This is a genomic window from Kitasatospora sp. NPDC091257, assembly GCF_044757675.1.
Classification (GTDB): Bacteria; Actinomycetota; Actinomycetes; order Streptomycetales; family Streptomycetaceae; genus Kitasatospora; species Kitasatospora lactacystinica.
In genome coordinates, this window is record NZ_JBIVVI010000128.1 from 1 (window position 1) to 11,698 (window position 11,698).

General features: G+C 74.1%; 13 protein-coding genes. 4 read left to right on the forward strand and 9 right to left on the reverse strand.

The genetic code is table 11. The features are described 5' to 3' along the window. Window positions 1-16: 16 nt before the first annotated feature. From ACIQOV_RS08800 to ACIQOV_RS08815, 4 genes are all read right to left on the reverse strand, one after another. The gene (locus tag ACIQOV_RS08800; RefSeq protein WP_401046487.1) at window positions 17-421 is read right to left on the reverse strand and encodes a hypothetical protein; all 405 of its coding nucleotides are present in this window, start codon (window positions 419-421) and stop codon (window positions 17-19) included. Next, complete coding sequence (locus tag ACIQOV_RS08805) at window positions 418-885, reverse strand: protease inhibitor I42 family protein (protein WP_401046489.1); 468 nt, start codon at window positions 883-885, stop codon at window positions 418-420. Before ACIQOV_RS08805 ends, ACIQOV_RS08800 begins: the two co-directional genes overlap by 4 nt. Before the next feature lie 14 nt (window positions 886-899). Beyond that, window positions 900-2,477 carry a peptidoglycan-binding protein gene (locus ACIQOV_RS08810; RefSeq protein WP_401046491.1) on the reverse strand — a complete coding sequence of 526 codons (1,578 nt, stop codon included), beginning with the start codon at window positions 2,475-2,477 and terminating at the stop codon, window positions 900-902. A 182-nt stretch (window positions 2,478-2,659) separates the two neighbouring features. Next, a complete protein-coding gene (locus ACIQOV_RS08815) occupies window positions 2,660-2,995 on the reverse strand; it encodes a hypothetical protein (protein ID WP_359914846.1) in 336 nt (111 codons plus the stop codon). A 296-nt stretch (window positions 2,996-3,291) separates the two neighbouring features. Here ACIQOV_RS08815 and ACIQOV_RS08820 point away from each other — a divergent pair, with 296 nt between their 5' ends. Next, a complete protein-coding gene (locus tag ACIQOV_RS08820; RefSeq protein WP_401046494.1) occupies window positions 3,292-4,557 on the forward strand; it encodes an FAD-dependent monooxygenase in 1,266 nt (421 codons plus the stop codon). A 76-nt stretch (window positions 4,558-4,633) separates the two neighbouring features. On the opposite strand, the gene ACIQOV_RS08825 is transcribed toward ACIQOV_RS08820, so the two are convergent. After that, entirely contained in the window at window positions 4,634-5,542 is a 909-nt protein-coding gene (locus ACIQOV_RS08825) for a UTP--glucose-1-phosphate uridylyltransferase (RefSeq protein WP_380545143.1), read from the reverse strand. Between the two features lie 284 nt (window positions 5,543-5,826). Here ACIQOV_RS08825 and ACIQOV_RS08830 point away from each other — a divergent pair, with 284 nt between their 5' ends. Continuing rightward, a complete protein-coding gene (locus tag ACIQOV_RS08830; RefSeq protein WP_401046497.1) occupies window positions 5,827-6,120 on the forward strand; it encodes a hypothetical protein in 294 nt (97 codons plus the stop codon). Window positions 6,121-6,236: 116 nt separating this feature from the next. On the opposite strand, the gene ACIQOV_RS08835 is transcribed toward ACIQOV_RS08830, so the two are convergent. The 3 genes from ACIQOV_RS08835 to ACIQOV_RS08845 all read right to left on the reverse strand — a co-directional run bounded on the left by ACIQOV_RS08835 (window position 6,237) and on the right by ACIQOV_RS08845 (window position 9,286). Next, entirely contained in the window at window positions 6,237-8,090 is a 1,854-nt protein-coding gene (locus tag ACIQOV_RS08835; RefSeq protein WP_401046500.1) for a penicillin-binding transpeptidase domain-containing protein, read from the reverse strand. A gap of 199 nt (window positions 8,091-8,289) precedes the next feature. Further along, entirely contained in the window at window positions 8,290-8,796 is a 507-nt protein-coding gene (locus tag ACIQOV_RS08840) for a carboxymuconolactone decarboxylase family protein (protein ID WP_401046502.1), read from the reverse strand. Between the two features lie 43 nt (window positions 8,797-8,839). Beyond that, window positions 8,840-9,286 (reverse strand): hypothetical protein, encoded by a 447-nt coding sequence (locus ACIQOV_RS08845; RefSeq protein WP_401046505.1) that lies wholly within the window; start codon window positions 9,284-9,286, stop codon window positions 8,840-8,842. A gap of 158 nt (window positions 9,287-9,444) precedes the next feature. Here ACIQOV_RS08845 and ACIQOV_RS08850 point away from each other — a divergent pair, with 158 nt between their 5' ends. Further along, window positions 9,445-9,576 carry a hypothetical protein gene (locus ACIQOV_RS08850; protein ID WP_401046507.1) on the forward strand — a complete coding sequence of 44 codons (132 nt, stop codon included), beginning with the start codon at window positions 9,445-9,447 and terminating at the stop codon, window positions 9,574-9,576. Window positions 9,577-9,582: 6 nt separating this feature from the next. Here ACIQOV_RS08850 and ACIQOV_RS08855 read toward each other — a convergent pair whose 3' ends face one another. After that, entirely contained in the window at window positions 9,583-10,821 is a 1,239-nt protein-coding gene (locus tag ACIQOV_RS08855; RefSeq protein WP_401046510.1) for a cytochrome P450, read from the reverse strand. A 195-nt stretch (window positions 10,822-11,016) separates the two neighbouring features. Between ACIQOV_RS08855 and ACIQOV_RS08860 the strand changes: the two genes are divergently transcribed. Beyond that, the gene (locus tag ACIQOV_RS08860; protein WP_401046514.1) at window positions 11,017-11,694 is read left to right on the forward strand and encodes a hypothetical protein; all 678 of its coding nucleotides are present in this window, start codon (window positions 11,017-11,019) and stop codon (window positions 11,692-11,694) included. Window positions 11,695-11,698 lie beyond the last annotated feature (4 nt).

Below are 11,698 nucleotides of genomic sequence, written 5' to 3' on the forward strand. Positions count from 1 at the left end.
CGGGCCGGGCCGCCCCTCAGCCCCCCGCTCCACCGCGGACGTCCCGGCGCAGTCCCAGGATCTCCGCGACGGCCTCCAGCCAGCGGGCGAGCAACTGGTCGCCGTCGACGGTGGTGACGGTGGTGGCCGCCGAACCCAGCCATTCGCGGGCGAGCCGGGCCGGTTCCGTCCCGGGGAGCGGCTCGGGGAGGTCGGCGGCGAAGCGGGCGCCGCCGCTGCGCACCACCTCGGCGAGGAAGGCGAGCGACCGGGGGAGCACCCCCAGCCGGTCGGCGGCCAGCGCGGCCGCGATGGCGCCCTCGCCGAACAGCGCGGCCCGGTGCGGGCCGGCGAAAGCCAGGCCGTAGCGGAGCATGGCGGACACGTCGAGCTGCCGCAGCTCGTCGTCCGTCCTGGGGCGGAAGCGGTCGTCGGAGCTCATCGGACCGTCACCGTGTAGGTGTTGCGCACGACCAGTTTCCTGTTCTCGTCGCTGGGGGCGGGAAGGTTGCAGTAGCTGCGGAAGCAGTTGAGGAGGGTGACGGCGGTGGTCCCGCGGCCCTTGGCCTCGAAAGTGTAGAAGCGGGTGCCGCCGACGCCGTCCGAGGTCTTCGACTTCCCCGGGAGGTCGAGCCGCTCGTCGGCCAGGGCGGCGACGGCTGCGTCCGGCCTCGGGTCCACGACGCTCCAGCGGTCGCCGGCCGAGGTGTTGTCCGGGACGGCGACCGTGAAGCGCTCGCCGACGGCGAGGTCGACCGAGCGCTCCTCCGCGCCGAGCACCCGCCCGCGCTCCGGCCCGTTCCGCGCGGCCTTCGTGTCCTGCCCGCAGGCCGTCAGCCCGGCCGTCAGCCCGGCCGCCAGGACGGCCGCCAGCGCCACCGCCCGGACCGGCATCCTCGTGAACACCCGTACCGTCCCGGTCACTTCGGCAGGTGGACGGCGTAGGCGGTGGGCAGCCGGTTGTCTGAGGCGCCGCCCATGTGGCCGTTGACGAAGTCGTCCTCGCTGACCCAGGTGGTGGTGCCCCACGGGTTGTAGATCTGCAGCATGTTGCCCTCCTGGCCGACGATCATCATGGCGTGGCCCGACCGCTTGCCGTCCTTGTCGTAGCCCTCCACCCCGACCGGCACCGGCTTGCCGTCGGCGACCGCCTTCTCGATGTCCGGCAGGAGCTCGCGCCGGTCGTCGGGATTCGGCATCTTCTTGTAGTCGAAGTCGGCGCCGGTGTGCGGGCTGACCTCCTTCTCCAGCACCTTCTCCTTGCCGTCCGCCCCCATGCCGTCCCAGTTGTCGCCGCCGTCGCCCTCCTGGTGCACCCGGTGCTGTTCGGCCAGCAGCCGCTGCTGGAACGCCGCCGGGTCGTCCTCCTGGCCGGTCGGCCCGCCGGTCAGGTCCAGCGCGTAGAGCGGGTCGACCATCGCCCGGGCGGTGACGGTGGAGGAGGCGACGCAGGTGCCCTCGGTGTTTGCCTGCTGCCAGCGGGCGCCGTCGAAGGTGACCTCGTCCGTGTTCTTGTTGGAACCGTCGCCGTTGGTCCCGCCGCTGGTGGTGTCGTCGTCCTCGGTGTGGACGGGCGTCAGGTGCGTCCGGAGCCACTCCGGGTCCTTGCCGTGGATCTTGCCCTGGAACGCGCGGATCTCGTCCAGGTTGTGACCGGCCGCCAGCGCCTTCATCAGATAGGCGCGCTCCTGCGGGGACTTGGAGTCGGCGAGCAGCTTCTCGAAGTCCGCCCGGTCCTTCTCGTTCATCTTGTCCAGGTACTCGCCGGACCGCTTCATGTCGTTGGCGGTCAACAGCTCGTTCAGCTCGGTCGGACCGTCCGGACCGGAGGTCTCGGCCAGCACGAGCTTGTCGGCGGCGGTGACCGCACCGGTCTTCATCTTGCCCGCGCGGGCCTCGGAGGCCAGCTTGTTCAGGTCGCGGGCCGCCGCACGGGCCGCCTCGTCGGCGCGCTTGGCGGCGCTCAGCATCGCGTCGACCTGGGGCACGGCGGCCTGCTGCGCCTTCTTGCGCGCCGCCTCCTCGTCGTCGCCCTCGAACCAGTCGTCGAACCAGCCGTCCTCACCGCCCAGCGAGCCCAGCACCTGCTGGAGCGCGGACCGCGCGGCGCCGTCCTGGCCCTGGGCGTTGCGCAGCGCGTCCGCGAGGTGGAGCAGGGCTATCCCGCCGTTGTGGAGCGCGCTGGTCTGCTCGTCGACGGCGCGGGCCGCGGCGGCCACCACCTCGGCGGCCTTCGCCCCCGTGGAACCGGTCCAGACGTCCGGCAGCCCGGCGGTGGCGACCGCCAGGACGTCCTGGTGCAGCTGGTTCGAGTCGGCGGCCGCGTTCTTGTAGCGGTTGCCGGTGGCCTCGATGGTGCCCGGGTCCCCGACCGGCGCGTGGACCGCGAGGGCCCCCTTGATCGCGGAGATCAGCCCGTTCTTGCTGTCCGCCTCGCGGACGTCCTTCAACCGGTCGCTCAGCGCCTTGCAGCGCTGCGTGGTGGATTCGCCTGCCATGGCGGCTCGTTCGCCCCGTTCCCGTTGCCCGTGGTGTGGTTCCTGCCGCTGCCCGTCGGCTCCTCGTCGGCCGCCAGGCCGCGCGTAAAGCCGCGCGTTCGGACACGCGTACAGCCGCGCGTTCGGACACGCGTACAGCCGCGCGTTCGGCCGCGCGTACAGCCGCGGCCCGTGTGCCGGACTCAGCCGAAGGGCCGGTACCCGCCGCTGCCCGAGGCCGCCACGAGGTCCTTCACCACGGCGCCGTCGGCCGACTGGTAGCCGGCCGAGGAACCGCGGACCTTGCCCGCCAGCTCGCTCAGCGCGCTCTTGATCGTCGCGCTCTGCGCCTGCCAGGAGCTGCTGAAGTTCTGGTACGCCGGATCGACGTCCTCGCCCCCGAACACGTCAGCGGTGTAGCACACCGGATCGCTGATCGCCGTCCCGATCGTGCCCTCGTCCCCGGACGCCTTGTCCAGCGCCTTCGCCTGGCCCTCGGCCCCGCCGGCCTGGATCGCGTACCCCGACCCCTGCGCCATGGTTCACCCCTCGTGCGTCCCCCGAGCCGTCCGCGCGACGGCGTCCGAGCACCATACGGGCCGTCCGGTGCCCGGGCAATTCGTATCGCGCCTGGTGGGGGCGCTGTTGCAGATTCATGACACACCGTCCACCGATCGGTCACGGCGCCCCGCCGAGGTTTGAGCGGGCGCCGTCCTGTCAGCGCGCCGCCGGTGTCCTGTCAGCGGTGACAGCGCCGTGTCCGCGTCCTGTCCGCGCGGTGCAAGTGCCCCGGCCCACGCTGGTGTTGAAACGGAGCAACCCACGGGAGGTCACCATGTCCAACAGCATCCGGCCGCACTCCGGCACCCGCCCCACCTCGGTCCTGGTCTCCGGCGCCGGGATCGCCGGCACCGCGCTCGCCCACTGGCTGAACCGCTACGGCTTCCGCGTCACGGTCGTGGAGCGGGCCCCCTCGCTGCGCGGCGGCGGGCAGGCGGTGGACATCCGCGGCACCGCCCTGACCGTGGTCGAGCGGATGGGGCTGCTGGAGGAGGTCCGGGCCCGCCGGACCGGGCTGCGCGGGATGTCCGTGGTCGACGCGGACGGCCGCGAGCTGCGCAGCACCACCGAGTGGACGGCCAGCGGCGGGCCGATCGGCGGCCCGGACGTGGAGATCCTGCGCGACGAACTCGCCGAGCTGATCGCCGGAGCGGACGGTGGCGCCGCGGGTGACGGGACCGCCGGGACCGCCGGGACCGCCGGGACCGCCGGGACCGCCGGGCCCGGCGTCGAGTACCGCTTCGACGACTCGATCGCCACCCTGGCGCAGCACCCGGAAGGCGTCGACGTCCGGTTCCGCGGCGGCACCGAGCGCTCCTTCGACCTGGTCGTCGGCGCCGACGGCCTGCACTCGAACACCCGGCGCCTCGTCTTCGGCCCCGAGGCGGACTACCTCCACCCCATCAACACCTACGTCGCCGGCTGGAGCGCGCCCAACCACCTCGGTCTCGACCGCTGGGAGATCGCCCACCGGGACGGCGACGACCCGAACTGGTTCTGCATGGCGATGACCGTCCGCGGCAACAGCGAACTGCGCGTCTTCGTCGGCTTCCACAGCGACGAGCCGATCGACGACATGCTCCCGCGCGACCCGGCCCGCCAGCGGCAGTTGGTGGCCGAGCGCTCCGCCCACGCGCGCTGGGAGCTGCCGCGCTTCCTGGAGGCGATGCGGGAGTCCGACGCCTTCCACTACGACGTCGTCGCCCAGATCCGGATGGACCGCTGGTCCAACGACCGCGTCGTCCTGCTCGGCGACGCCGGCTACTGCTGCTCCCCGGCCACCGGCCAGGGCACCAGCGTGGCGCTGACCGCCGCCTACGTCCTGGCGGGCGAACTGCGCGCGGCCGACGGCGACCACCGTGCGGCCTACCCCGCCTACGAGCGGCGGCTGCGCGACCACGTGGCCGCCAACCAGGCGATCCTCGACGTGACCGGGGACCGGAAGGCCCGGTCCGAGACCGTCACGAACCTCGGGCAGTCCGACCCGAAGCTGGAAGCGGCCTTCCGGGCCGCCCTCGACTTCGACCTGCCGGACTACTGACCTGCCGGACCGCCGGCCGGCGGGGCGCCGCCCACCGGCCGGTGGGCGGCGCCCCGCCGGGCACGGGCCGTACCGCCTAGCCGGCGACGGCCGGGGAGAGCTCCGCGGCGAGCCGGCGCAGATCGGGGCCGTACTCGGGGTTGGCGAGCGCCGCGGCGAACTGGGCGCGCAGGTAGGCGGCGGGGTTGCCGGTGTCGTACCAGGTGCCGGCGATGACCTGCCCGTAGACCGCGCGCCGCGCCGCGTAGGCATTGATGGCGTCGGTCAGGTAGACCTCGTCCTCGGGCTTCTCGTGCCAGCGGAGCGTCAGTTCGCGCAGCTCGTCGACGATGCCGGGGGTGATGACGTAGCCGCCGATCGCCGCGTACGAGGACGGCGCGTCGGCCGGCTTCGGCTTCTCGACCAGACCGGTGATCCGCAGCGAGCCGCCGCCGAGGTCCTCCTTCACCACCGGCACGCCGTAGCGGTAGGAGTCCTCGGGAGCCATCGGCATCAGCGCGAGCACCGGCGCGTTGGTCTGCTCGTACGCCCGGATCAGCTGCTGCGCGCGGGGGACCTCGGCCACGAAGACGTCGTCGGGCCAGAGCACCAGGCAGGGCTCGTCGCCGAAGTGGCGGGCGGCGTTGAGCACCGGGGTGCCGTTGCCGTACGGGCCGTGCTGGTAGAGGTAGCTGATGTGGCCCTTGCGGGCCAGCTCGCCGACCTCCTCGACCGCCGCCGCGAAGGCCGCCTTGCCGTCCCGGCGCAACTGCTCGACCAGGACGGGGTTGGGGCGGAAGTGCTCCTGGATCAGGCCCTTGTCGCCGTTCACGACGATGGTGATGTCGGTGATGCCGCTCTCGATCAGCTCGCGCACGGTGTGCTCGATGACCGGCTTGTCGCCGACGGGCAGCATCTCCTTCGGCGTGGCCTTGGTCAGCGGCAGGAGGCGGGAGCCGAGGCCGGCGGCGGGGATGACGGCTCGGCGGATCGTCCTGGGGGCCATGTGGCGCTCTCTCGTTTCGTGGGAGGTGCGGCGCCGTGGTGACGCGGCGTCCCGGTCGACGCTATCAAGCGCTGACGTGCCGTTAAGTGGACGGTCGGCATACGGAAGTTGGCCCAGCGGAAGCCGTCCGGATTCACCGGCGGCCGTGCGTGCCCGCGAGTGCCCGCGAGTGCCCGCCGCGTCCCGTCGCACGGCGGACGGCCGCCGGCGGGGCCGGGCCCTTTTTGCTCCCGAATCGTTGCCCATACCGGAAGACCACCCGAGGACGACCACCGGAGGTTCCCATGACGGACGAGACCGGAACGACGTGCGAGACCGGAGGGACGGGCGAAGCCGAAGGGGCGGGCGAGCCCGGCCCGCCGCCGTACCGCAGCTACACCTGGGACGACGAGCACGGGGCCGTCCACGCCATCCTCTACCCGGGCGAGGAGGAGGCCGACGAGGAGCGCAAGGCCGGGTTCCGCGCGATGGGCGCCCGGATGCTGGCCGACCTGATCGCCGAACGGGAGGCGGAGCACACTCCTCCGTTCCCCGGCGTGCCGGACCTCCGCCTGATCCACGGCGAAGGCACCGCCTGAACGCCGCTCCGCTCCACAGCAGTTGCTCCAATCCACCGCCGCGCACGTGCACCGGAGCGCACGCGGGCGGTGCGCGCCGGCCGTCCCGGCCCGGCCGGCGGCCGTGGGCGGCCGGCTCAGCCCTTGCCGCCCGCCTTCAGTACCTGGGCCGCGGCCACGCCCGCCGCGCTGAAGCCGTGCCCGCCGCCCTCGACCTCGGCGGCGACGGCGAGGTCGCCGCGGTAGGCGATGAACCAGCTGTTGTTGGCCTGGCCGCCGGCCTCGACGGTGCCGGTCTTGGCGCCGATCTGGCCGGACAGGCCGGCCATCGGGGTGCGGGCGGTGCCCTGGGTGGCGGTCTTCGCCATCATGGCGCGCAGGTCCCGGGCGACGTCGGCCGGGAGCTTGCCGGGTGCCGTCGCCCGCTTGGCGTCCTCGCGCAGCACGGGCTGGCGGAACGTCCCGCTCTGCACGGTGGCGGCGACCGAGGCCATCGCCAGCGAGTTGGCCTGGATCCGGCCCTGGCCGATGTACGAGGCCGCGGCCTCGTCCTTGTTGCCGGGCGCCGGGACGGTCGCGTCCCGGCTCGGGACGCCGATGTGCCACTCCAGCCCGAGGCCGAACTGGTCGCGGGCCACCGTGCCCAGGGTGCCGGGCTGGAGCTTCTCCAGTCCCTTGTCGATGAAGCCGGTGTTGCAGGAGTGGGAGAAGTCGTCGGCGAGCGTGTAGGACGGGAAGTCGCCGGGCTCGTCGTTGTGCCAGGCGCGCGGGGAGTAGGTGGTGGCCTTGCACGGCACCACGGTGTCCGGGCCGACTCCGGCCTCCAGCAGGGCGGCCGCGGTGATCACCTTCATCGTCGAGCCGGGCGCCTGGCCGCCCGCGATCGCGCGGTTGAAGCCGCCCTGCGGGGCGTACGCCATCGCCAGGATGTTCCCGGTGCTCGGCTGGACGGCCACCAGCGAGGCCGGATTGCCGTTCGCCGACTGCTGCTTGACCGCCTCCTCGGCCACCTGCTGCAGGTCGGCGTCCAGCGTGAGCCTGACCTGCGGGGCGCTCGGCGGGGTCAGCACGAACAGCTGCTCCGGCTCGCTGCCGCCGCCGCCCGGGCCCGAGAGCACCACGGCCCGGCCGGTGACGGTGGCGGCGCCGTCCGGCGGGGCGATCCGGGGGAGGACGGCGCGCAGCGACGGGAAGGTGTCGAGCGGCCGGCCCTTGCGGTCGGTGGGCTTGGAGACGGCGTTGGGCAGTGCCTTCACCGCGATGGTCCCGCCCTGGGCGAGCTGCGGGTGGATCACGGACGGCTTCCAGCGCACCACGGGCCGGCCGTCCTGGGAGCGGACGACGCTCAGCACGCCGTCGTACTCCCAGGCGTCCGGGGTGCCCTCGAACTCCGCCTTCACCCGGAAGCCCAGGGCCGGTTCGCTCGGCGAGTCGGCCTGGGCGCGGCCCGTCCCGGTCAGGGCGAGCGAGCGGGGGCCCACCTGCTCCTGGAACGTGGTCAGCGCGGCGCGGGCGGTCTCCGGCCGGTCGGTCAGACCGGCGGCGGCCGCGATGTCGCCGCGGCTCCAGGCGGCCAGGAACTCCTTGGCCGCCGCCTCGGCCTGCTCGGCGGTCGGCGGGTCCTGCGGGGCCTTCGACACGGTGCCGGAGCCCTGGTGGCCGCCGGACGGGCCGTTGTCCGTCACGGCGTTCAGCACGTTGTAGGCGCCGTAGCCGCCGACCGCCAGCAGAGCGGCGAACACCCCGCCGGCCGCCACCATCACGACCCGGCGCGCGGCCGATCCGCGCGGGGCCCCGCCGTCGTCCTCCGCCTCGTCCTCGTCGAACGGCTCGTACCGGACGTCGTCGTCGGCGAGTTCGTCGTACTCCCGGTGGGTGCCGTAGCCGTCCTGCGGCTGGAGCCCGTCGTGCCCGCTGCGCCCGTCGTCCTCGTCGTACTGGTCATCTCGGTCGTCCTCGTCGTGCTGGTCGTTCTTCCGCTCCCCTGACATGGCGCTGTCCCCCTGTGATCCTTCGTGTGCTGCGGGCACGCCCCCTCCGGCATGTCGGCCCGCCGGCCCGACGGAAGTCCGTGACGATTGGACGAAAGTCCGTTCGGGCGCGGATCAGCCTATGCCGGGACGGGTGATCGGTCGACCGGAACGGCCCGCCCGGTGACCGGCCGGGCGGGCCGCAGGGGTGCGGGGCCGGTCAGGCCCAGGGGTCGGTGAAGGAGCGGCCGGGGACGGGCTTGGCGACCAGGGCGATGGCGGTGAAGAAGTTGACCTGGCCGATGGCGAGCATGAGCGTGGTCAGCGCCTTGTCGTCGTAGTGCCCGGCGACCTCGGCGTACAGCGCGTCCGACACCCGCTCGCCGTGCGGGCTGGGCCGGAGGACGGCTTCGACCAGGGCGAGCGCCGCGCGCTCGGGGGCGGTGAACCAGGGCGAGTCCGGCCAGCCGGCGACCGAGGCGATCCGCTCCTCGGACTCGCCGGCCGCGTGGAGGAAACCGGTGTGCAGGACGGTCAGGTAGGTGCTGCCGGCGATCTGGCCGGCCCGCAGCTGGACCAGGCTGATGGTGCTCCGGGGGACGGACCCGTTGCCGGTGGCCTTGAACAGTGCGGCCGAGACCTCCGCGATCTCGGGGACGAGCTCCACCGGGTCCTGGGCCATGCGCGGGCGCAGCGGGACCTCGGCGGTGATCGGTCGGGCGTTCATGGTGGCGTTCCTCTTCTTCCGAGCGGGTGGGTGGACCGTGCGGTCACCTGTCCGACGGATCCCGGCGCGGGTTTGTGACAGCCCGCCCCGCCCGCAGGCCGAGGACGCAGCCGGCTACCAGCAGGCCGGCCATCGCGAGCAACGGTGCCGTCCAGGTGCCGCTCGCGGTGCGCAGCGCCGACGCGAGCGCGGGGCCGGTGGCGGCGAGCAGGTAACCCCAGGTCTGGGCCATGGTGGAGAGCGCGGCGACGTGTTCCGGGTCGGTGCCCCGACGGGCGAACAGGACGGCGGCGAGCGCCTGTCCGCCGCCCATGCCGATGCCGAGGACAGCGGCCCAGAGCGGGGCCCCGCCGGCCGGGGCGAGCACCAGGCCGAGCAGACCGAGGACGCAGACGGCCGCCACGCCCAGGATGTGCGGCCGTTGGTCGGTCCGGGCGGCGGCCAGGGTCGGGGCGAGGAACCCGCCGACGGCGAGGCCGAGGATCAGCACGGCCTGGTCGGTGCCGGCGGCGGTGCGGCTCAGTCCCGCCTCGACCAGGAGGGTAGGCAGCCAGGCCGGCGTCGCATAGAAGACCAGGGGCTGGACGCCGAAGAAGGCCGTCAGGCTCCAGGCGAGCGCCGTCCGCCCGACCCGTCGGCGCCCGACGGGTGCGGCGGGCCCACATCAGCGCCCGGGTCGACGCCGCCCTGGCGGGCGAGGAGCTCTCCGACGGCTTCCTGCCCGGGCTGCCGGACGGCCCGCTGCCGGAGCGCCAGCAGCCGGACGGCTCCGCACCGTAGGGGGCCTCAGCCCAGCACCGCCGGCGTCGGCCCGTCCGGCCGTACGGTGATGCTGTACGCCGCCCCCGCCGGCCGCGAACGGAACACCAACGGCCCCATCGGCAACAGGAGTTCCAGCAGCGCCGTGGTCTCGCGCAGCGCGAACCGGGTGCCCAGGCAGGCGCGGGCGCCGAGGCCGAACGGGAAGTAGGCGCCGAGTTGCCCGGGGCGGTCGGCGTCGGTGGCGAAGCGGGCGGGGTCGAAGCGCTCCGGGTCGGGCCACAGCGCCGGGTCCCGGTGGGTGAGGTACGGGCAGACCAGCACGTCCGTCCCGGCGGCGATGCGGTACCCGGCGACGACGTCGTCCTCCAGGGCGTGCCGGGGGAGGAGCCAGGCGGAGGGGTAGAGCCGCAGCGTCTCGCTCACCAGCGCCTGCGGATCGGCCGTCCGGGCCTCGGGGTGGCGGTCGAGCAGCAGGAAGAGCCAGGTGAGCGTGGTGGCCGTGGTCTCGTGGCCGGCGACGAGCAGGGTGACCAGCTCGTCCCGGATCAGCCGGTCGGTGTACTCGGGGTGCCGCTCGCCCGCCTCGACCAGCATCCGTAGTACCCCGGGCTCCTCGGTCGGGTCGGCCGAGCGGGCCGCTTCGATCGCCGCGTGCGCCACCGCGTCGATCCGGGCGAGGTCCGTGGCGACCGCGTCCCGGGCGTCCGCCGCGTTGGTCGGCAGCGTCGGCATGGCGGCCACCACCCGCTCCACCGAACGGAGTTCGCCGTCGGTCCGGTCGTCCAGCGGCTGCCCGGTGAGCGCCCGCCAGACGGTGTCCAGGGCGAAGCCGCGCATCTCCTCGCCGACGTCGAACGTCTCCCCGGTGCGCCGGTACCCCTCCCAGCGCTCGGCGGTGCGGCGCGCCGCCGCGGCGATCCGGTGTTCGTAGCGGCGCATCCCGGTGCCGGTGAACTGCGACTGCAGCAGCCGCCGTTGACGCTTCCAGGCGTCGCCGGCGGCGGACAGCACGCCGTCCCCGACCAGCATCCGGGCGCGGTGCGAGCGCTTGACGTACCGGTCCGGGTGGTGGCCCAGGACGTGCTGCACGGCGGCCGGGTCGGTGACCAGGACGGTCGGCGTCGGGCCGAGCCGGAACGCGGCGATGCCGCCGACGCCGCGCCGCGTCCGGGCCAGCAACTCGACGAGCTCGGCCTCCTCGGCCCGCCACTGCTCGACGACCTCGGCGGCCAGCTCCGGTACCGGGCGGGTGTCCGTGCTCACGGGGCGGGTCCTTCCGTTCTGCTGACGGTGCGTCCGTTGCGGCCCGACTCTATGCCAGGGCGGGCCGGTCCGGGTTGCGCCGAACGGGTGGCGGCCCCGGCCCGGGGCGGCGCGGGGGCCCGCCGGGACGTCCGCGCACGGCTAGCGTGCGACCGGGCCGACCGGCCCCTGCTCGTTGCGCGGATGGGAGAACGCATGCCCGGGACCCGGCACTTCGGAGGCGGCCGGACCCGCCGAGCGGCCCGGTGGCTGGCGGCGGCCCTGCTCCTCCCGGCCCTCGCGGCCTGCGGCGGCGGTGGCGGCTCCGGTTCGGCCGGTGCCCCCCAGGCCGGGCAGACCGGTCAGAACAGCGCCTCGGGGCAGCCGGACGACCAGCGGACCAAGGACGAGGGGGGCCAGGGCGGCTTCCGGAACGCCGGCGAGCCCTCGGCGAACGTCCAGGGCAGCGACCGCACCGCCCGGATCAGCCTGTCCTTCCCGTCGAGCACCACGACCGGCTTCACGGCCGTGATCAGCAAGGTGTCCGACTGCGGCAGTACGGAGTACGCCACCCCCGCCTCGCAGCAGGTCCAGGTGACCAACGGGCAGACCGAGCGGGTCGAGTTCCGGCTCCCACCGTGGAAGCCGGGTACCAAGAGCCGGAACATCTGCCTCACGGTGACGGCCGACGACTCCACCAAGCGGATCGAGGCCGTGGGTTCGGTGGAGGTCATCAGCCCCGACGGCGGGACCCCAAGCAATGGCGGGACCAACGGCTCGACGCCCACCGGCGCGGCGAGTTGGGTGCGGTGCTCGTCGCCGTCGGCGCTCAGCACGACCCGGACGGGCCGGGCGTGGCGGACGGCGAAGCACTCGGTGCCGTCGGTGAGGTAGTCCC